The 23,031-nt window shown below is 34.1% G+C and carries 8 protein-coding genes and 1 pseudogene; 6 read left to right on the top strand and 3 right to left on the bottom strand.

Annotated elements, in window-relative coordinates; translation table 11 throughout:
- Nucleotides 1-16: 16 nt before the first annotated feature.
- A complete protein-coding gene (locus tag OPR29_RS05040) occupies nucleotides 17-10,573 on the top strand; it encodes an ankyrin repeat domain-containing protein (protein ID WP_265025162.1) in 10,557 nt (3,518 codons plus the stop codon).
- A gap of 337 nt (nucleotides 10,574-10,910) precedes the next feature.
- On the opposite strand, the gene OPR29_RS05035 is transcribed toward OPR29_RS05040, so the two are convergent.
- From OPR29_RS05035 to OPR29_RS05025, 3 genes and pseudogenes are all read right to left on the bottom strand, one after another.
- Nucleotides 10,911-11,828, bottom strand: coding sequence for an Rpn family recombination-promoting nuclease/putative transposase (locus OPR29_RS05035; protein WP_264376284.1), 918 nt, complete (start codon nucleotides 11,826-11,828; stop codon nucleotides 10,911-10,913).
- A 213-nt stretch (nucleotides 11,829-12,041) separates the two neighbouring features.
- The gene (locus OPR29_RS05030; RefSeq protein ID WP_264376282.1) at nucleotides 12,042-12,722 is read right to left on the bottom strand and encodes an IS6 family transposase; all 681 of its coding nucleotides are present in this window, start codon (nucleotides 12,720-12,722) and stop codon (nucleotides 12,042-12,044) included.
- Between the two features lie 88 nt (nucleotides 12,723-12,810).
- A pseudogene (locus OPR29_RS05025) lies at nucleotides 12,811-13,164 on the bottom strand (AAA family ATPase); the annotation flags it as partial.
- An 87-nt stretch (nucleotides 13,165-13,251) separates the two neighbouring features.
- Between OPR29_RS05025 and OPR29_RS05020 the strand changes: the two are divergent.
- From OPR29_RS05020 to OPR29_RS05000, 5 genes are all read left to right on the top strand, one after another.
- Entirely contained in the window at nucleotides 13,252-13,932 is a 681-nt protein-coding gene (locus OPR29_RS05020) for an IS6 family transposase (RefSeq protein WP_264376282.1), read from the top strand.
- Between the two features lie 182 nt (nucleotides 13,933-14,114).
- The gene (clpB, locus tag OPR29_RS05015) at nucleotides 14,115-16,676 is read left to right on the top strand and encodes an ATP-dependent chaperone ClpB (RefSeq protein ID WP_254229799.1); all 2,562 of its coding nucleotides are present in this window, start codon (nucleotides 14,115-14,117) and stop codon (nucleotides 16,674-16,676) included.
- Nucleotides 16,677-16,703: 27 nt separating this feature from the next.
- Entirely contained in the window at nucleotides 16,704-21,374 is a 4,671-nt protein-coding gene (locus OPR29_RS05010; RefSeq protein WP_265025161.1) for an NAD-glutamate dehydrogenase, read from the top strand.
- A gap of 5 nt (nucleotides 21,375-21,379) precedes the next feature.
- Nucleotides 21,380-21,670 (top strand): Sec-independent protein translocase subunit TatB, encoded by a 291-nt coding sequence (tatB, locus tag OPR29_RS05005; RefSeq protein ID WP_007302915.1) that lies wholly within the window; start codon nucleotides 21,380-21,382, stop codon nucleotides 21,668-21,670.
- Nucleotides 21,642-23,018 carry a PleD family two-component system response regulator gene (locus OPR29_RS05000; protein ID WP_007302914.1) on the top strand — a complete coding sequence of 459 codons (1,377 nt, stop codon included), beginning with the start codon at nucleotides 21,642-21,644 and terminating at the stop codon, nucleotides 23,016-23,018. Before tatB ends, OPR29_RS05000 begins: the two co-directional genes overlap by 29 nt.
- Nucleotides 23,019-23,031: the final 13 nt, after the last annotated feature.

The following is a 23,031-nucleotide window of genomic DNA, read 5'->3' as shown; positions in this document are numbered from 1 at the left end:
CTAAAAGGAGGGTTATATGCCGAACGAAGAAAGACCACAAGATTTTGAGTTAATAGAACTATTAATTAGAGAGGTGAGTTCAGATGTAGCAAGTACTTCAACTCAACAGGGAAGTGATTTTAAATCTTTCAAAGCAAGATTTCAGTCATATATTGATCAGATTCCATCATATTTACATTCGGTAGGTAAAGAAGGATTTTTTCCTCATTTCTTTCTAGGAAGCTTTTCTACCTTGATAAATACAGAAATTGCGAAAAAGCTGAAGATTAAAAAAATATATTTTAGATTTGATACTTCGGGTACATTAAAAGTAGCTGTTATTAGTAATGATAAAATACAATCTTATGAGGACGTTAAGAATCATGTAAAATTAATTTCTATCTCAGAGCATAACTCTGATAATAAAAACTGTAAGTTTACTTCAGGTGATCTGGTAGAGATATTGAAGAAGTGTCTTACTTCACCTAAAGGTAAAAGTATACAAGCTGAAGCTCAAGATATAAAAGATGCATTTAAAGGTCCGATAGATTCTGTATTAGAAATGGACTTTAGGTTAATACATATTTCCAGAAATAATATTAACAAAGAGGGTATTAATGTTGAAGTAATAGATACGAGAGTACTTAATTCCGCTGTTAGCAAAGGTTTTCATGAGGTAAAAGGAGGGTTGTGGAGTAATCCAGAAAGTGATATAGCGAAGCTGACTAATCCTGATGTGGAAAAAGTGAAAGAGCCTATTGAGAATATTCTAAAAAAAGTTAGTAAAATTCACTCTGAATATAAGGATTCACTTATGTACGGTGAAAAAAAGCGTACGCTATCCAATGGCAAAAAGGTTACCGTTCAATTCCGGGAAACAGCACATCATGGGTTTATAGCAGGCGCCCTAGTGAATTTTCGCTATAGACATAATCTTAGGGTTTATCTAGAGCAATTTGCAGGGAGAGGTTACGCTGATATTGTTTTAGTGCCTCGTGGTAAGGATAGGTCATTGAATGCTATTCCTATTATTATAGAAATGAAGGCTGCTACTAAAGCAGAGTTAGAAGAAGGTAAAATAGGAGAAAAGAGTGGAACTGCACCAACTACTGCTTTAAAGCAAGCTGAGGATTATACAAAAGGTTTTCAACCGAATGTAATGAGAATTTTAACTACTGCAAATGACATGCTATGCGTTGGTGTAAACCTTGATCATCCATCTCCTGTTTCGAATATCGTTGCTAAATCACGTGATCAAGAAATCACCCCTCTTTTTAATGATATAATGGAATCTATTGATGGACGAAATAATGGTAGAATTAATGAAGAAGGGCTGAAGGAGAAAGTTCAAAATAACATAGAGCGTATCTACCATACATTTCCTGGTACAGGAGAGAAGGGAGATAATCATTATTTTAGTAGGTTTTTGTTAGGGCAGTCTCTGTTATTAAATGAAGTTCAAGTTTTAGAAAGCAGTTTTAAAAAGCACGTTTTTATTTATGGAGAAAATATACCCACAGAAGCTCAACCTGAACCTAAATCTCAACGTCTTAAAGATCAGAAAAGTAAAGGGCAAGGTGCCAGTCAACCATCTAACTTGGATCAAAGCCATGGAGTTGTGACAATGGTATTTATTCCAATCAATGTTCAAAAATCAGTTTGTGTGATGAATATTGTTGAAACAGATGGAAGAGATAATGCGATGAACAAGGGAATTCCTCTTGATCAACTTCAGCAAGAAATAGGAAACAGGAAAATAGTTGAACTAAACCTTAGTTTTAACATTAAGAAAAAATCAAAATTTGAAGAGTATTTTAGCGTGGAGGTGGGAGAATCCGTTTCCCTAGAGCAGTATAATAGAAGAGAAACTAATAAATTTGAAGGTAATTTTAAAGATATTCCTTATCCTAAGGATTTTAAGAAAACATTTGATGAAGTACTAGTATCTCAGCTTGCTTCTTTACAAGATCAATCTTCATCAATAGGTAAGTACAAGAAGTTATTTGGCAAAGTAGGCGAGGCAATATTACCTCTTAAAGGTTTAATAGAAAAAGAAGCACATACTCAGGCAGTATTGCATGGAGCATTTGACCATTATAGTGATATCAAGCTAGGAGAACCACAACAAGAAGATAGAGCGTTAATATTAACAGAGTTTCAAACAGGTAGGGGAAAACGCATTGATATGCTAGTTCATGGTATTAAGTTTGCAAACCAAGCCAGCAGTGCTAAAGAGTATGATCCGGTAGGATTGGAGGTTAAAGGACCAAGGGAAGGTAAGACAGCTGATGCATTAATAACAGAAGCAAATAATCAAATAACTAAAGAGTATACAAAAGGTGTTACTTATAAAACGCTTACAGATGGCAACAAAGTTGCTTTTATGGGTGTTATTTTTGACAAAGGGGCGAGTAATACAAATTCTCTTATTTTAGTAAGTAAAGATGAATTTACTCCTGTTAAGGTAGTTCATAGCTCCATTTTTAGTTTTAGCCAATGTGCAACAAGAAAAAGACGTGATATAGGTATACCATGCATAGATTCACGTGATGAAGAAAAGGTTACAAAGGAAGAAAAAAAGCAACGTGTTAAAGAGCTATTTGATATTGATAATGCTAAGGATTTAACTAATGAAATTGTAGATATAGGTCGTGAGCAAGTGTTTGATATGATAGGCAATGCTGATAGGACTGATGTATATGTAAAAGTAAAAGATAACAATGGTAATGATAAAAAATTGATAATAGGTGATATTATAGAAATGAAGAATGCAGAAAGATATTTTGTAGATGATTATAGTGATGGTATTGAGATCTTAGTAAAAGTAGGCAGAGATAAGGATCGCGTTATAAAAGAAAAAATAAAAGGACAAAATATTGAGTATTATTTAAGCATCGATGGCTATGAAGTAAAATTCGATGATATAATTAAAAATTTTACTACAGATGCAGAAAGAGAGAAAATTCATAATAAATTACATCAACTATCAAATGATAAGCAGTTGTTAGAGAATAAAAAATACATTGAAGATATAGGTGATGTTCAAACTAATCAAGATTACTCTAATATTGTAGAGGAAATTAAACAGAACTTGCTAGCAAAAGGTGTTAGGGAAGATACTTTTGATACGTTTAAAAATCATTTTGATGATCTTGGTGAAAAAGTTTTTGCAGATTATATTAGTAATGTAGAAAGCAGCCTTCAAGAAAAAGGAATTGCATTTGATCGTGATAAATTTGATTCAGCGAAAATAAAAGGAGCAAAAGGTGGAAAGTTTTTTTCCATGATGGCTATATATGACTTGCTTGATAGTATAGGTGATACAGCAACACTTGGACGACATGATAATAATGCTTTAAAGCAAGTATTTGGTATCAATGGTATACTAGATGCTATGGATGATGTTAGGACGAGTGTAAGTATTTCTTCTAATAGTAAAGTAGGAAAATTGATTAGTAAAGTACCACAACCTGTACGTCAAACGTTTGTTAAGATTATCAGTAACCCCATAGTTCAAAGTATTACATTTGCAACTATTGCTTATCAATTTGGGTATAGTATAAATGAAATAGCTCAAGGTAATCATCATCCATTAAATTATTATTGGACAGCTAGTAGTGGTGTAAAACTAGCAAGTATGAGCATAAGGCCTATAAGTGCAAGTGTTAGCTTTACAGTAAAAAGTGTAAGTGCTACTACTAAGATTTTAAGAGGGTTATCTGCTGCAGGTAAAGTTTTAGGTAGGGTAGCAGTAGTTACTATGGTTGCTGATGTATTAATAACAATTGGTGTAGAAATTCATGAGAGAATAGAGTATACAAAAGCAATAGCAGAACAAGTACCTCTATTACCTGGTGGTGAACAAGCGGAAGTATTTTTTGCAGGAGTAATCAAGTTTTTTACAGGAAAAAATGTAGAAAAGGAATATGAAGACAAAATTAGAATAAAGGGTTATTTAAATTCTGTAAAAGAAGTAGCTATAAAACTGTTAAATGATAATTATGACATAGCTGCGGTTGTACAATACGTAATCTCCATTGAAGAGAAATATAGTGAGGTGATTAAAGATAAGGAAGTAAAGCCCATGTGTGTTATGTATCCCCCGTATAATCCTAATATAGGAGAGGATCTCGGTTGTGTAGAGCGGATGGTGTGGATATGTGGGTTGGAAAAAAGATACAATAGTATTTCTTTTAGTAAGGTTAATACAGCTTCTAATGTAAAGAATGATTTATATTCTCTTGATATCTCTAAAATACTAGGTATGGCACCTTATACTTTGGTTATGAATGAAGGTTGGGAAAGGTTTATCTGTGATATAAAAAATAACCATCAATGTCATCAGGAGATAGATGAAAAAAAAGTTTATGTTGTTAATACGGATGCAAAGCATATTCCTCATCTGACCAAGTATGAATATGAAAACCTTGGCTTAAGAATTGTAAAGGTACCGTTAAAATACTCAGGACCAAAATCGCAATGCGGTAAAGTAATCACTACACAACATAAGAATGGCAATTTGTACTACCCATGTAACAGCAACAAAGTCTACAGAGAGTGTCAAAATACTTTTGTTCTTTCAGAAGAACCTTTTATTTTCACTAATCCAACAAGAAAAGATCCTAGTAATACAAAAAAGCAAACATTTCCTAAAGGATCAGTGTTATATATTTCAGGGCCAAAAACATTAATAGCAGCTGCAAATTATCCAGCAGTAATGCATATTCCAGAAGGTAGTAATATACGTTATATTGGCTCAAAAAATAATGAAACTATCTTTGTTGTTGACAGCTTTACATCTGGTACTCTTGAAGGTGGAGCAGGAAAAGAAAATACTGTGGTAATGAATGTTAAAGCTAATAATATCGTTGCTGATTTGCACAATGGAATGTTAAATTACGGTAATAGCAACAACATAAGATTGGTCAACACACATAACTACGTATCTAGTTCTGACAGCAAGCAAAATATTACTACTCACTGTAAAACAAGATTTATTAATGTAAAAAATGCAGAAGTCTGGCAGAATTCACTTAACTGCACAGACAAAGATTATGAAGTTAGAGTAGTTAACAAAGAAAATGTGCATCACAGGGGATTAAAGCAAACAATATTTGTTGTTAATGAAGATAGTGATAATGTGAGGATAGTAAATGATTTAGGAGATACAGGAAAAATAAAAGGAAATATTGACGTAATAAGGATTCAAGTTAGTAATATCATACAGTGGGGAATAAGTGAGGATATAGAAAAAGGTAGTTATAGCTTAGATCTTTTAGCTAATAATGGACAGACTATTGTTTCAAGTACTAAAGTCAATGATTTTAAAAGTCTAGTAATTCAAGTAAATTGCCAAGGGATAACAGAGTCTGTTACAATACAAGATAAGTCTTTGTCTGATACAATAGAAGATATTAGATGTCAAAAGTTGAGAAATTCAGGAAATGATGTTAATAGAGAAGTCATACAAAATAGTGGAAAAAAGTTAAAAGCATTTATACAAGCAAGTATACTAGACCAAGAATTACTTGATACTTACCAAATTGCAAAAGATATTGCCAATAACAATAATTTTGACATACCAGTATCTCAAGTAGAAGTTATTAAAAATCACATGGGAGTACCTAATGAAAAAGTGATAATTGCTGGAATGTACTCAGATCAGGTAATTGTTGATTTTAGTTACAATAATTTTGATGTTACAAGTAGTTATCAGAAATACCTTAATAATGGACAGGGCTATGGTTATGATGACTACGTGATGCTATGTAATTACTATCAGGATATTACAATAGAAGGAGAGAAAGGGCAACACCAGTATATTATCAAACTGCCAGATACATTAAATAGTAAAATTTCGTCGTCGCCAATAAGGCTCAATTTAAAAATAAAAAACAAAGTGGTGTCTTATCAAAACATACCTTATAGTATCATTGATTTTGCTGAGTTAAATGTAACAGATGTTGATAGTATAAGAATAGAAGAAGGTAAAAGGAGTTATATAAATGCATGCTATAGCAAATCAATCTCTGACCTTACAGAGGATAGCTTAGAGATAAAAGATATTACTATACTTGATAGCAAAGGTAATAAATGGTCTTTGTCTATTGGTTTAGTTGATTATTTTAAAAATCCAGAGAATCAACAAATTGTATTACGAATAAACAATGAGATTTATAAAATAGATAGTACAAACTTAAAGCTTGAGCATGTAGAAATGAACCCGGACTCTTTCAGATACTATCAACCAGAGGAACAAGGGTTACAAATTTATCATAATCAACCTATCGATAAGAATGATATTGGTTTGGTTGATTTTAGAGATAAGTCTATATTGGATTTTGATGCCGAGATTACTGATGATAGTTTAGTGTTATCACATAAGAATAATACCTTAGCGAAAGTAGAAAATTGGAATAGTTATCAACTAGCAAGAGAAATGATGTTTGCTTTTAATGATACGATGGTTTCTAATTTGAAATGCATAGTCTCTGCTTGTAATTCAGAAGATATTATAGAGGACTTTAATAAGGAGAAAGTAACTTTATTAAAGGAGAAAATGTTTGATGCTATAGTGCGAAACAATATTAATGAAGCTAAAGGTTTAATTAGAAAAATTGAAAGTGTGAATACTGAAAGTAAGCATGAATTAACACCTTTATATATGGCTATTCAAGGAGGTAGGTTAGATGTAGTAAAAGTTCTTTTTGATAGAAAGGATTTTAGTGTTGAAAATAAGGACACCTACCCTCTGTACTTAGCTGCTCAAGAAGGTAAATTGAATATAGCTAAGTTTCTTGTTGATAAAGGTGCTGATATTAGGGCTAAAGATAAAGATGGTAGAACACCTCTACGTATGGCCGCTTACAACGGTGATTTAGAGATGGTTAAGTTCTTTCTTGATAAGAATGCAAGTATCGAGAATAATGACCCATATAAGATGATGAAGATGGTTGATGTTCTAAAAAAAGAAATTATTAACCAAGCAGATACTGCGGCTAATGTAAAAAAATGGGCAGAGTTTTTTGTAGAGAAGTTAAGATATTCAATAAAAAATGTAGTACAAAAGAAGCTAAAGGATGGCATGTTGCATAATGGATATAGTTCAGTTAATAAACTTGCTGATGAAATTTATAGATCAGATGGAAAGTTGTTTGATGATATAATTAAAGGAGTTATAAATGATGTGTATGGAAAAGTAGATACAAAAAAAATATTAAGTTTTGTACGAAGTCATGGTTATATTGATCAGCTTATTTTAAGTTACGTAGCTGTGTTTGATGCAATGCAAGAGAATGATGATTTAAATAATGGTGCAGTATTTAAGTTAGCTTACTATATAAAAGAAACAATGAATTTTGATAACTATGCTAATGCCCGGTTAGAAAAAAGATCTAACCTTGAGGAGCTAAAAAGCAGATTGCCAGAGTCAGTAAAGAATATAGTATTTGCGTCAGAAGTATGTATTAAAAATACTTATCAAAATGAATATTTATATGCTGCTGATAGTTGTTTTAATTATGACAGCAATAGAAGAAAGGTATTTACTTGGACTCCAAAGAATGAAAAAAATGATAAGTTTAGGTGGATGATTAAACCTGATGGTGATAACTTTAATATAGTGAATGCTGGATTTAATGAAAATCTGTATGCTGCTAGTGATTATTTCAATTATGACAACGACAGGAGAATGGTATTTACTTGGGTTTCAGGGGGAGGAGTTGCACGAGATGTGTGGATGATTAAACCTGATGGTAACGACTGCTCTATAATGAATGTTAAGCTTAAAGAATATGTGTATGCTGCTGATTATGCTAAACATGACAAAGATAGAAGAAGCGTATTCACTTGGATTCCAGGGGGAGAGGTTACACAAGGTGTATGGAAGATTGAAGATTGTGGATCTACTATAAGAAAAGGTAGAAGCCAGAGTACAGGTACTGGCTCTAGAGACAATAATGGCGGAGCTTTTAGTTTTAATCAAAGCCTAATAGAGCCTCCTGTTTGCAATGTTTCTGTGAATAGTCATTTTGGAGAAAATGTTGATGTTCATTCTAAAGATGAAAATGGTTGGACGCCGCTACACTTAGCTGCATGGAAAGGTCAATTAAATGATACTAGATCATTAGTCGAGAAGGGAGCCGATATTAATGCTGAGAATATTTTTGGTAGGAAACCTATACATGTTGCTGCTGAAAATAATAATACAAACATTATAGAATTTTTTCTCAGCAAGGGAATGAGCATCGATGATGTTGATAGATATGGTCGAACACCACTATACTGTGCTTCTTGGAATGGTCACTTAGGTGTAGTGAAGTACCTTGTAGAAAAGGGAGCTGACATTAATGCTCAGGACAAAGGTGGTGAGACATCGCTGGATGCTGCTACTGATCAAAAACATGAAGATGTTGTAGGGTATTTAAAACAAGTGCAGCTAAATCAAGAATTACTTATTGCAGCACAATATGGTAATTTTGATGAAGTTAGAGATCTTGTAAGTCAAGGGGCTAGCTTGAATGCTAAGTATAGTAATGGGATGACTGTTATGCATTCTGCTGCTTATGGTGGTAATCTGGATATAGTAAAATATTTTGTAGCAGATGCAAAAAATAGCTTAGAAATTAAAGATAATGGCGGTAGAGTTCCCCTGCACTATGCTGCTTACAATGGTAAGCTAGATGTGGTAAAGTATTTTGTAGATGAAGGGGAAGTTGATGTTAATCTAAAAGATAGTGATGGGCAGACAGCATTGCACATGGCTTCTGGTGGCGGCCATCTGGATGTAATGGGGTATCTTGCAAGTAAGGGAGCAGATATCAAAGCTAAAGATAAGGATGGTAAGACACCGCTAGATATCGCCATCGACCGAAAGCATGATAGCATCGTAAAATACTTAAAACAAGCTCAATTAAATGAGCAATTACTGGCTGCAGTGCAAGGTGGTAATTTTAAAAAAGTTAAAGATCTTGTAAATCGAGGTGCTAGTTTGGACGATGCTAACATTGATGCTCAAGATAAGGAAGGAAAAACACCTTTGCATTTTGCCGCTCAAGAAGGAGATTTGGGCATGGTCCAATTTTTCCTTGATAGGGGTGCTAAGATTGAAGCCAAAGACAAATATGGATGGACACCTTTACACTTTGCTGCTTCTAGTGACAAGTTTGACATAGTTAAGTTTCTGTTCAATAAGAACGCTAATATTAAAGCTAGAGATATCTACGGCGATACACCTTTGCATCTGGCTGCTCAGTATAGTAGTAAGCTTGAAATAGTTGAATTTCTTTTAGATAAGGATGCTAGTGATATTAATGATGTAACTAATGACCACTCTACACTTTTACATGTAGCTGTAGAGGGAAACAAATTAGATACAGTCAAATTCCTTCTTGATAGAGGTGCTGATATTGAAGTCAAGGACATTCATAACCAAACACCTTTGGGATTGGCTATTCAAAAGGGTTACACAGATATAGTTAAAGCTTTGGAACGGGAACGATTAGGTAAAGAGTTATTTACTGCTGTGAGAGAATTTAATCTTCCTAGAGTTGAAGAGCTTATAAGTCGAGGAGCTAATGTTGATACTAAAAACAAGAATGGTAAAACACCGCTAGAGTTTGCTATTAATACAAAGAACGTTCTTGAAGAGAATCAGGAATCTCTCAATAGTTCATTATTGTTCACCCAACAAGGTCATATAGTGAGAGTTTTAGAACAGGAGCAATTACGCAGGAAGTTGTTTACTGCTGTAAGAGAAGAAAATCTCCTTAAAGTTAGAGAGCTTATTAGTCAAGGGGCTGATGTTGATGCTAAAAAGGATGGTAAAACGCCACTAGATATTGCTAAAGAGAAACTAAGAGAACGTGGTAAAAACAAAGAATGTAGTGATATTGTGCAGTGCTTAGAAAAACTCAAGCAGAAAAGAGGAGAAGCTGTACAACGTAAACGCCGTCATTTACTGAGTGAGTTGCTAGGTTCGAGTAATCAACCTGAGATAGCAGCAAGTAGTGGTACAAGACCATCTTCATGGATAAATAATTGTATTTCTTGGGCGAAAAAATTAGCAGCTAGCACTTTCTCTATAATTCCTGCATTACCCTCTCAATACAACATTGCAGACAAGAATAATGTAAAAAGTGATAATAAAAAAATACCACAAAGTACATCATCTGTTGGTTGGAATAAATTCCTAAATAATGAAAATATTGCTCTTGCGAGTTGTGTTGCCGATGCATTAGATAATACTCCAAGTAGGCGCTATCAAGGTTTAATGAGTAAAGGAGTAGAAGTTGTGCCAAGCAGCAGAGTTGCAGTTGAATTTGCTCTTAAAAAATTTAATTCATTTGTAGAAGATAAAATAAGAAACCTAGAATCAAAAGAACAAGCTAGAATACGTGTTGAACTTAAAGATGCGTATCCAGAAATAATAGCAAGCTTGGAAAGAGGAGTTGAATTTAGTGGTAATGTTGGGTTAGATAATGTTTTAGAAAAGTCCAAGAAGCGCTTTTGTACAAATGTCCTACAAAAAGATAAAGTATCAACTTATCTTTCTGAGATAGGAGTAACCAAGCTTGGAGGTAATCTCAATAGGTAGTTTATAATATAAGAGGTGGAGCTATAATGTGCCAAGTAGTGGAAAATTTAAAGTGAGGGTAGCCAAAATAATTAGAGATACCAGACCAAGTTTGATGGTCCTAATACTAACATGGATGAAGTAGACATTAAATGCTAAGTGGTTAATGTGTTTTCCATATTGAACTTACAGCACGTAGCTTTGATATAGAAGTTTGGGTAATGTTATGATAGTAATTTATATAATTCTATGTACAATCTTCATAGCTGTTTTAGACAGTTCACTAGATTCTTAATGAGGGGATATGTCTAACTTAGAGAAGGTTTTCATAAATGTTGAAGTGAATAAGTTGTAGTATTTATGTTTTTTCCCTGAGTTGTAAAATTTCAGAATGAGAGAGACCGGTAATTTGAGCAATAACATCAATAGATACACCGGCCTTGAGTGAGTTTTTGGCAACTTCAATTTTACCTTCAATTTTACCTTCAATTTTACCTTTTTCATGGCCGATTTGGATGCCTTCTTGTCTACCTTCATGTTTAGCATCATCGAGTTTTTGAGCAAGGACAGCCTGTTCATCACGAATACGCTTGATCTCCTGTTCATAGGCAATAAATTCTTTTTCTGACCAGTTGAACCTATTTAGTTCTTCATATGCTCTTTTAATTATTAGATCACTTCCTATTATTCTCTCTAGCTCTTCTTCACTAGTTTCGTCTGCATATCTGAAAAAGTAGACCCATTTTTCAACTATACTTGAAAGCTGATCTTCTTTGGTTTTTGGAAATTTAGGCAACTCAATAAATATAAAGTAAAAATCTTTTAGATCATGTTCATTAGTATCTTCATCGCGAATAGTATGCTTTGATTTGTACTCAGACTTATCAGGGAATAAAATACAATCTGCTATAGCAATAAAGATAATTTCCTTAAGGTCATGGTATTGATCACCTTTATCAGCTTGTCTTGAGTAAGCTTTAGCTGCGTAATATTGAGCACGTTTTTCAAAGCCTTTGGTTTTAGCGACCTGCATTTCGACTATGACTTGCAGCCCATTTTCATCTCTACAAAGAACATCGACAATGCTTTGTTTTTTAGAGGCAATATCAGGGTCTTGAATAGTACTTAAAAACTCTATATCCTTTATTGCACTTTTGCCGGTGAAGCCAAGAATATCATTAAGAAAGTGAATAAGGATATCTTTATTTTTTTCAGTGCCAAAGATGCGCTTGAACGATATATCATTTTTTGGATCGAGAAACTTCGAAAGAGCCATGACGGGTTAACCTAGAAAACATTAATAATTATACACAATTGTGAAGAAATGTTCAACAATTTTGATTTATGTTAACCTGTATAATATTTATTTCTGTATGGCAAAGTATACTACTGTTTCCATAAGGGGTTCTGTCGCATCTATAAATTGTGGTACAAGAAGATCGTTAAACTGGGATTATGGGAGTTATAGAGCAATTAGCATAGCAAAATTCTAAAAAGTAGAAACATTATCATTAGCCCCGATAATTTGTCTTTTTTGAATCATACGAATATTTTCTATGCCGGTAATGGTAATCTTTGCGGAGTGGAAGCTCTTAAAACCAAGCATTGGCTTTATTCGTTTTTTGATAAATCTATGATCTTGTTCGACAATATTATTTAGATATTTTATTTGAAAAACCATGATTCTACAATCTTCAGAAATTTCTGTATTCAAATCATCAAGAGCAGCAGTATTACTGCCGCTTTTATCAATTACTACTTTCTCAGGCAGGTTATTCTCTCTAAAGGCTTTACGAAAGAACGCAAGTGCCGCAGACTTGTCTCTACGAGCACACAACAGAAAGTCTACAGTATTACCAAGACTATCTAGTGCTCTGTATAGATAAACCCATTTGCCGTTTAATTTAACGTAGGTCTCGTCCATTCTCCAGCTACTGCCAACCTGCTTCTTCCTTTTCCTTACCGCTTCATCTATCAGTGGCACAAATCTGATAACCCACCTTTGTAACGTAGCATGATCAATTTTTGCTCCCCTTATACTCAGCATTTCTTCCAAATCTCGATAGCTCAAAGAGAATCTACATTTCATATATACAGATAACATTATTATCTCTGCTGAAAAGCTAAATCCTTTGAAATATGGCAATAATTTTGAACTAATACGAAACATCTTTGCTTTTTTTTTAGATGATCATATCACTTCTTTTCTACTTTCCTACAAATGTTACATACCAGGATTTATAGATGCGACAGAACCGAAACTTTTGCTCTGGTACTGGACCTACAAAACGATCTGCACTCCAGTCTAAAATGTTCAGTGGTGGTCTAATAATTACCTTTTTCAAGTTATTTTCAATGAAGTCAGAAACATTTGTGTTTTCTTGTACATAGTCCGCAGCATCCCAACCTTTTGGTTTACCTTCTGGAATTTTGACTATAGAAAGCGATGCAATACCTAAGCTGAGAAGTTTTGTAGTAGCATTTTCAGCATATTGTTTACCAGGCTCATCGTTATCCGGCCAAATAACAATATGCTTGCCTTTAAGTTGTGACCAGTCAGTTTTGTCCGCATCTGCATTTGCTCCAGACATTGTGGTTGTTGCAGTAATTCCGGTTCTGTCGCATCTATAAATCCTGGTATGTAACATTTGTAGGAAAGTAGAAAAGAAGTGATATGATCATCTAAAAAAAAAGCAAAGATGTTTCGTATTAGTTCAAAATTATTGCCATATTTCAAAGGATTTAGCTTTTCAGCAGAGATAATAATGTTATCTGTATATATGAAATGTAGATTCTCTTTGAGCTATCGAGATTTGGAAGAAATGCTGAGTATAAGGGGAGCAAAAATTGATCATGCTACGTTACAAAGGTGGGTTATCAGATTTGTGCCACTGATAGATGAAGCGGTAAGGAAAAGGAAGAAGCAGGTTGGCAGTAGCTGGAGAATGGACGAGACCTACGTTAAATTAAACGGCAAATGGGTTTATCTATACAGAGCACTAGATAGTCTTGGTAATACTGTAGACTTTCTGTTGTGTGCTCGTAGAGACAAGTCTGCGGCACTTGCGTTCTTTCGTAAAGCCTTTAGAGAGAATAACCTGCCTGAGAAAGTAGTAATTGATAAAAGCGGCAGTAATACTGCTGCTCTTGATGATTTGAATACAGAAATTTCTGAAGATTGTAGAATCATGGTTTTTCAAATAAAATATCTAAATAATATTGTCGAACAAGATCATAGATTTATCAAAAAACGAATAAAGCCAATGCTTGGTTTTAAGAGCTTCCACTCCGCAAAGATTACCATTACCGGCATAGAAAATATTCGTATGATTCAAAAAAGACAAATTATCGGGGCTAATGATAATGTTTCTACTTTTTAGAATTTTGCTATGCTAATTGCTCTATAACTCCCATAATCCCAGTTTAACGATCTTCTTGTACCACAATTTATAGATGCGACAGAACCTTTTAATCCATAGTGGTTGAATGCTGAATGACTTTAAGTTTAAAATTGAGAAAGTAGTTGTTATATATATCAGCAAGTATGAGTTAAATTTGTATTATGGACTTGAATAAATTTACCGAAAAAGCAAAAAGCCTAATCCAGAGCGCTCAAATGAAAGCATTGGGAGCTGGGCATCAGATTTTTATGCCTGAACATTTACTTAAAGTAATGCTTGAAGATGAGTCAGGTTTAGTTCAGGATTTGATAGGCACCTGTGGTGGAAATGTTCAGAATATTTCTGATGCTGTGAGTAGTACAATTAAAAAGTTTCCAGTGGTTGGAGGACCAGGTAGTGTTGGACTTCAGCTTTCAAGAGAGGTAGCAAAAGTTTTTGATGATTCAATTGGTATTGCGAGGAGAAATAAAGACACATTTGTTACTGTTGAGCGGTTGTTGCAGGGCCTTGCTGCACAAAAAGATGAAATTGTAGGTAAAATTTTAGCAGAAGGTGGTGTAACACCGCAAAAATTAAATTCAGTTATTGCAGAAATGAGAAAAGGTGGCAGTGCAGACTCTCCAAATAGCGAGGAAAAATTAAATGCGGCAAAGAGGTATACAAAAGATATTACAGAGCTTGCTATGCAAGGTAAGCTTGATCCTGTAATTGGTCGTGATGAGGAAATCAGAAGAACTATGCAGGTATCGTTGAGGCGAACAAAAAATAATCCAGTACTGATAGGTGAACCTGGTGTTGGAAAAACTGCAATAGTTGAAGGTTTAGCAAACAGAATTGTTGCAAATGATGTACCACTTGGTTTGCGTGATGCAAAAGTTTTAGCTTTGGATCTTGGTGCATTAATTGCTGGAACAAAATTTAGAGGGGAGTTTGAAGAGAGACTAAAAGCAGTGATTAATGAGATTTTAAAAGCAGAGGGCAAAGTTATTTTGTTTATAGATGAGCTTCATACTTTAGTGGGAGCAGGAGCGACAAGTGGTGCGATGGATGCTTCAAATTTGCTCAAGCCTGCTCTTGCGCGTGGAGAAATTCGCTGTATAGGGGCTACAACTTTGGATGAGTATCGTCAACATATAGAGAAAGACCCTGCGCTTGCAAGGCGTTTTCAGCCTGTGTTTATTTCTCAACCGACTGAGACTGATACTATTTCAATACTGAGGGGTTTGAAGGAGAGGTATGAGGTGCACCATGGTATTAGAATCACAGATGGTGCAATAATCGCTGCTGCAACGCTTTCTAATAGATATATAACAGATAGGTTTTTACCTGATAAAGCGATCGATTTAATTGATGAAGCAGCAAGTAGGGTTAGAATTGAAATGGACAGCAAGCCTGAGGTTGTTGATGAGCTTGAAAGAAAGATTATACAGCTGAAAATTGAGTCAGAGGCTTTGAAAAAAGAAAGTGATGAAAACTCTAAGCAACGTTTAAAAAAGATAAATGAGGAAATTGAGAGTCTAAACAGTAAATTTGCTGACTTAAGCAGTAAATGGCAGATGGAAAAGAATAAAATAGCTAAAATACAAGAAACTGCTGAAAAATTGGATAATGCGAGGAAAGAGCTAGAATTGGCTCAGCGGAATGGAAATTTAGGAAGGGCAGGGGAATTGATGTATGGTGTGATTCCTCAACTTGAAAATGAGTTAAAAAATCAGGAAAAAGTTACTGATAGTTTCCTAAAGAAAGAAGTTACTGAGAGTGATATTGCAAATATTGTTTCAAAATGGACAGGCATTCCAGTTGATAACATGATGCATAGTGAAAAGGAAAAGCTCCTTAACATGGAAAATGAAATAGGAAAAAGAGTAATAGGGCAGAGAGATGCAATTGAAGCGATAAGTAATGCAGTAAGGCGCTCCCGTTCTGGTGTTCAGGATACTAATCGACCTTTTGGTTCATTTTTATTCTTAGGTCCAACCGGAGTTGGAAAAACAGAGTTAGCAAAATCTCTTGCCGAATTTTTGTTTGATGATCAATCAGCACTTCTACGCTTTGATATGTCAGAGTATATGGAAAAACACTCCGTTTCAAAGTTAATTGGTGCGCCTCCAGGATATGTTGGTTATGAACAAGGTGGCAGATTAACCGAAGCAGTAAGGAGAAGACCATATCAGGTAATTTTGTTTGATGAGATAGAAAAGGCAAATCCAGATATATTTAATATACTACTGCAGATTTTGGATGAAGGTAGACTAACCGATAGCCATGGCAAATTAATTGATTTTCGTAATACCATACTAATTTTAACTTCTAACCTTGGAGCTGAGATGATGCTAAGAGGAGCTACCGAATCTGTGAAAGATGAGGTGATGAAAATAGTTAAGTCAGCGTTTCGTCCAGAATTTTTAAATAGACTGGATGAAATTATTATATTCCACAGCTTAACCAAAGATGACATTGATAAAATTATAGATGTTCAATTCTCTTATTTACAAAAGATGCTTGCTAAGCGTAAACTGAGTATTAGTTTATCGCAAGAAGCTAAAGAACTAATAGCACAAACTGGATATGACCCTGAATATGGAGCGCGGCCTCTGAAAAGGGTAATACAAGAATGCATTCAAAATAATCTAGCTAAGTTAGTTTTATCTGGGGAAATAGTAGAAGGAGATGAGCTAATAGTGTATACTTCTGGTAACGAAATCTTAGTTAAAAAGATCTAGATTCGCTGTGTATTTTTGTTTTGAAAAATGTGTATAAATCATAATGTTAATGTTGAGTCTTTATTTAAGCTAGTTGATCAAGGGAATAAAAAAGAGAAAGAAAAAATTAAAGAGTTTATACAGTACTTTTATAATTTTGTTTATAATAGTGACCTAAAAGTCAACGATAAATTTCTTTTATACATTGCAGAAGATGCATACAACTTCATTCTTAAAAAAGAAAAAGAAGAAAGTAAATTGGCAGTAAGTAATGTAAATGATATTTCAGGAATAGAAGGCAATTTCACTATAATTAAAATCACAAATTATGACATGCCCTTTTTAGTGGATTCTGTCATTTCCACTATTAAGTCAAACGGTTTAACTATATGCTATTATAGTAACAGCATAATTAATGTTCAAAGAAAAAATAGCCTAATAGATAAAATTCATCTTTTAGAAGAAAGTAATGGAATCAAAGAGTCAGTAATATATGTAATTATTAAAGGCATAAGCGGTAGCTTTGTTGATACACTAGAAGAATCTCTACGAAAGACGCTAAAAGCAGTTAACTGCGTTGTAAAGGACTGGCAATTGATGCTCAAGAAGCTTCTTGAGCATCCGGCATTGGATGCTGGAGGCAGAGATTTTCTAGCTTGGTTGAAAAATAACAATTTTGTATTTTTAGGTTATCAAGAATACATTACTAATAAAGAAGGGAAGCTTGCTCTAAGTGGTAAGGAGAGCCTCGGGTTAATGAGAGCAAGTGAAGAGTACCAAAATTCATCAATTTTTTCTGAAAGCTTGAATTCTTTATACATACTAAGATCAGACCTAATCTCAATAGTTCATCGGCGTACCTATATGAATTGTATAGGAGTGAAAGAATTTAATGATCAGGGTGATGTAATAAGGGAACAGCATTTTTTTGGGCTATTTACTTCTATAGCAGAAGTGCAAGATATTCGAACTATTCCGGTAATAAAGGATAAGGTTACAACAATAGAAAAAAAGGCAGGATTTGTTCCTGGTGGCCATAACAATAAAGCTTTAATTTCCATTTTACAGGCATTTTCTTGTGACGAATTATTCCAATCAAATGAAGACGAGTTATTTGAAATTTGCACCTCGATCATGTCTCTTGCGATTAGACCAAGAGTCAAATTATTTTTGAGAAAGGTAGGGAACTTTATTAGTTGCATAGTATTGATACCGATGCGTTATGCTAGTGCAAGACTAATGTTTAAGATACGCGATATATTGAAAGATGAAACGAATGCAGAAAGTTCAGATATTTATAACAATCACATTATCAATGAATATGATTTGATGAAATTACACGTGGTGCTAAGAACCAAAAGCGCTAGCATTTTTGATGATGAAGTTTTGCGTATCGAAAACAAGTTAAGAAACATTACAGAAAAGTGGGAAGATCGTTTTATAGACAATTTATATAATACTTTTAGCACTGTTGAGGATATATTTATCCGCTATTGCAAGGCATTTCCGATAAGTTATCAAGAGAATTTTGAACCTCATGATGCGTATTATGATATGAAAAAATTGGAGATAGTGAGAAAGAAAAAAGTCAGCGAAGTTGATTTGAGGCTTACTCGTGACAATCTCAACTATCAATTGAAGGTTTACACTCCAAGCAACGGAGGCCTTGAATTGTCAAAGATATTAAAGGTTACTAAGAATTTAGGGGCTAAGATTCTATCTCATAATGGTTATTATATAGAAATCAACGGTGGAATATGGATACATCATTTTGTGTTGTCAAGAGTTGATGAATTAATGGACAACATTACTTTAAAAGAGCAGTTTGAGGTAACACTTGTAAAAGTGTTCAGCAAGGAAATAAAAAATGACTATTTTAACAGCTTGATCATTATTGCTGGGCTCGAGTGGAAGGAAGTGCTTCTGATTAGAGCGCTAAGCGCCTACCTAAAGCAGACATCATTTAGCTATAACCCAGAATATATCCAGAAAGTAGTATCAGAGTATCCAAAAGTAGTAAGGTATTTAGTAGAATTATTTCATTCAAGATTTGATACTAAAATAGATATTGATAGGGCAGAAACTACTAGCATTTTGATAGAAAAAATTGAAGAACTACTAAAAGAGATCAGCAACGTTTCACATGATTACGTTTTGCGTTCGATATTTAACTTGATAATGGCAATTTTGAGAACCAGTTATTATCAAGATGATAAGCCATACTTATCTATCAAATTTGATTCAAGTAAAATAAATGGTTTACCTGACCCGCGCCCATACCGTGAATTGTATGTTTATTCAAACCTTTTTGAGGGAATACATCTAAGAGGAGGGAAGTTGGCTCGTGGTGGTTTGAGATGGTCGGATAGAACGGAAGATTTTCGCACTGAAGTTTTGGGACTCATGAAAGCCCAGATGACAAAAAATGCGGTCATTGTACCTGTTGGCGCAAAGGGTGGGTTTGTAATAAAGCAAGTTTATAAAGACAAAAACATTTTAAGGGAGAAAGGTGTTGAATGCTATAAGAATTTCATCAGAGGAATGCTTGATATTACTGATAATGTAGTTGATGGCAAAATAACTCCACCAGAAAATGTGATTAGGTATGACGAAGATGATCCATATTTGGTAGTTGCAGCAGATAAAGGCACTGCTTCATTTTCTGATTATGCAAACGAAATATCCTCTGAATGTAACTTTTGGCTCGAAGATGCATTTGCATCTGGTGGATCAGCAGGTTATGACCACAAAAAGATGGGTATTACAGCAAGAGGTGCATGGATTGCAGCACAACGCCATTTTTGGAGAATGAATAAGGATATTTACCAGGATACAACTGTTATTGGAATTGGAGATATGGCTGGCGATCTATTTGGGAACGGCATGCTGCTTTCAAGAAATATGAGTTTAATTGGAGCATTTAATCATATGCATATTTTTGTTGATCCAAATCCTGATGCGGAAAAGAGTTTCGTGGAGCGTAAACGGCTCTTTGAATTACCGTTTTCCACTTGGATGGATTACAATAGAGATTTGATTTCTCATGGTGGCGGGGTATTTGAACGTAGTAGCAAACAAGTAGAAATTTCTCAAGAAATGAAAAAGTGCTTTGATATAACGGAAGATACATTATCTCCAAATGATTTGATTCGATATTTGCTCAAGGCAAAAGTGGATTTCATATGGAATGGAGGAATTGGCACCTTTGTTAAGGCAAAAAGTGAAAGCCATGGCATGGTTGGCGATAAAGCAAATGATGAATTAAGAGTAAACGGTCATGATATTAGAGCTTCTATGTTTATAGAGGGTGGCAACCTTGGTTGCACGCAGCTTGGAAGGGTAGAATACGCTAAAATAGGTGGGTATATCAATGCAGATTTTATTGATAATTCAGCAGGAGTAATATGTTCTGATCTTGAAGTTAACATCAAGATTGCTTTTGTTGCAATTATGAAAGAAGGGGGAATTTCCTTGGAAAAAAGGAATGAAATACTGGCTAGCATGATAGATGAAGTTGCATCTAAGGTACTTGAAAACCATAACAGGATTGAAACAAAAGCATTGCTTCTTGAGTGCTTGCAAGCTAAAGAAAAGTTGGAGCAGCACCATAAATTATTACTCAGTTTAGAGAAATTTGGGCTGCTAAACCGAGATGTAGAATTTCTTCCAGCTGAAGAAGAGGTAGCAAGAATGTTAACTGATGGAGAAGGTTTCTGTTCTCCTCAGCTTTCTGTTCTGATGTCTTATGCAAGAACAGCAATAAAAAATGAAGTTATACACTCTGAGCTACCTGAAAAAGATTTTTTGTGCCGTGATTACTTACTAAATTACTTTCCACAAAGGATGGTAACAGAGTTCAAGGATTCCATATTGAAACACCAACTTTGTAGGGAAATTATTTCTACTTGCATTACAAACGATGTAGTAAATAGGATGGGCTGTATATTTATTAATAATTTGGTTGAGAGTACTGGAATTAAAGTACATGAAGCAGTTAACATATATATCGTTGTTAATCACCTATATAATTTAAGTAGCCTTTGGCAGAAAATTGATGAATTGGATGGAAAAATTGATGTTGATTCATATTTGCAAGTAGTGAGAAGTGTGCAAAAATTTATTGGTAGGGTATCATTTTGGTTAGTAAAAAATCTTGGTAAGCTTAATCTTGTAGAACTAGATGGTGTTACAAAATTTAGGGGTGCAATTGAAACTTTAGGCCATGATATTTTAGATGATCGCCTGTTAAAGATCTATAATCATGGATTAACCTCTTTGGTAGAGCTTAACATAAATAAAGATCTAGCAAAAAAGGTTGCTGATTTACGTATTCTTATTTATGCGCTGGACGTTATATCTATTGCTGAACAGACATCTTTATCAATCTTTGAAGCTGGTAGAATATACTTTAAATTAAAGTCGCTGCTAAGGTTTGATATGATTAGAACAATTGCTGTCAAGATTAAAAGCCATTCTTCTTATTGGGATCGCAGCTTAATTAATGATTTATTAGATGATTTAAGCAATTATCATCATAAGCTAGCTGTTAAAGTTATAAAAGCTACTGATAATCATATAGATAAGGTTCAAACTTGGGCTCTTAATGATAAGGATTATATAGAGCGTTACAATAGCTTTTTAGATGAGATGGTTGCTTCTAAACTTGATTTAAGTAAATTAATACTCATAATCAGGAGAATTAAAGTACTTGCTTCATAGGAAAAATGTTTAATATAGGTCTTTCAGAAATTTTAGTTGTAGCTTTAGTGAGTATAATTGTTTTTGATAAAAGTAAAGTACCTGTATTTCTTAATCTTATTAAAAATATATATAGGTATTTCTGGGTTGTAAAATCAAGAGTTAGGAAATTGTTGAAGGATACCGGAATTAAAGAATTATATGAAGGGCATAACGTTGAAAAAGTCAATTACATAATTGGTGAAGATGGCAAGCTTTATCCTACTTACAATGTAGATAGTACAAAAAATGACAGCAAAAATCCTAGTAGTAGATGATATACCATCTAATGTTAAGCTTTTGGAGGCTCAGCTAAAAGCAGAGTACTATACAGTTATTGTAGCTTATGATGGCGAGGAGGCGATAGATTTAGTAGCGGAACAGCAGCCAGATATTATCTTACTTGATGTCATGATGCCAAAAATGAGTGGTTTTGAGGTTTGTAAGAAGCTAAAGAATGATCCCTTAACGACTTATATTCCAATCATTATGGTAACTGCGCTGCATGACACTCATGATAGAGTGGAAGGAATTAATGCTGGTGCGGATGACTTTCTAACTAAGCCGATAGATGAAACTGCTTTATCTGCAAGAATTAAGTCTCTTGTGCGCTTAAAGATGATAATAGATGAGTTGTGCTTGAGAGGAGAAACTAATGCTGAGATTGGTGGAGTAGCAGAAAGCAGTATTATGGATTATTCTAATCAGATTTTTGATGCTAACATACTTGTTGTAGATGAGGACACCTTTCAAGCAGAGCAGATACACAATGTTCTAAAGCAACGCTTCAGATCAATTAAAATACTGCACGATCCAAAAGAAGCATTAAAGGTTGGTATTAAGGATAATTACGACCTGATTATTTCTGACATGCAGTTTTCAAAAACTGACGGCCTACGGTTGTGTTCTAAGTTTCGTAGTAAAGTAGAAACACGTTATACACCAATTCTGATCCTTTCTGAAGATTATGATAAAAGCAATTTAGTAAAGGCACTTGATGTAGGTGCTAATGATTATTTAACAGTACCTTTAGATGAGAGTGAATTAATAGCTAGGGTTAATTTGCAAGTGAAACGCAAAAGGTATCAAGATGCCTTGAGAATGAATTTATTTAATAATGTAGAAATGTCTATAAAGGATCCATTAACTAACTGTTATAATAGAAGATATTTTGATGCACACTTAAGAAATATTGTTAAGGATTCTGTGGAAAAAGATAGAAGTTTATCTCTTATGATACTTGATATAGATTATTTTAAGATGGTGAATGATAACTTTGGGCATAATGCTGGAGATGAACTTTTAAAGGAAATACAGAAAAGAATTTCTGAAAATATCAGAGTGACAGATTTATTAGCTAGGTTTGGTGGTGAGGAATTTGTTGTTGTAATGCCAGATACCAATGTATCAGATGCGTATACTATTGCAGAGAGAATAAGGAAAATTATTGCCAAAGAACCTTTTATACTTGTGGGTAAAAATACAACCCATAATGTAACTGTGAGCATTGGAATTTCAGCAATGCAAAGATCTGACCTTGATGATGTTAAAAAATTTATAGTACGTGCTGACAAATATTTATATAAAGCAAAAAACAGTGGTAGAAATAGAGTGGTTACTGGTTGAAGTTCTTTCAAAT

Source organism: Wolbachia endosymbiont (group B) of Pammene fasciana (genome assembly GCF_947251495.1).
In the GTDB taxonomy this organism is placed as follows: domain Bacteria; phylum Pseudomonadota; class Alphaproteobacteria; order Rickettsiales; family Anaplasmataceae; genus Wolbachia.
This window is presented reverse-complemented; position numbering and strand designations above follow the sequence as displayed.

Excerpts from the sequence above, each read along its gene's own strand:
- OPR29_RS05040 (WP_265025162.1), top strand. The coding sequence starts at position 17 with ATGCCGAACGAAGAAAGACCACAAGATTTTGAGTTAATAGAACTATTA.
- OPR29_RS05035 (WP_264376284.1), bottom strand. The coding sequence starts at position 11,828 with ATGGCTCTTTCGAAGTTTCTCGATCCAAAAAATGATATATCGTTCAAG.
- OPR29_RS05030 (WP_264376282.1), bottom strand. The coding sequence starts at position 12,722 with ATGTTTCGTATTAGTTCAAAATTATTGCCATATTTCAAAGGATTTAGC.
- OPR29_RS05020 (WP_264376282.1), top strand. The coding sequence starts at position 13,252 with ATGTTTCGTATTAGTTCAAAATTATTGCCATATTTCAAAGGATTTAGC.
- clpB (WP_254229799.1), top strand. The coding sequence starts at position 14,115 with ATGGACTTGAATAAATTTACCGAAAAAGCAAAAAGCCTAATCCAGAGC.
- OPR29_RS05010 (WP_265025161.1), top strand. The coding sequence starts at position 16,704 with ATGTGTATAAATCATAATGTTAATGTTGAGTCTTTATTTAAGCTAGTT.
- tatB (WP_007302915.1), top strand. The coding sequence starts at position 21,380 with ATGTTTAATATAGGTCTTTCAGAAATTTTAGTTGTAGCTTTAGTGAGT.
- OPR29_RS05000 (WP_007302914.1), top strand. The coding sequence starts at position 21,642 with ATGACAGCAAAAATCCTAGTAGTAGATGATATACCATCTAATGTTAAG.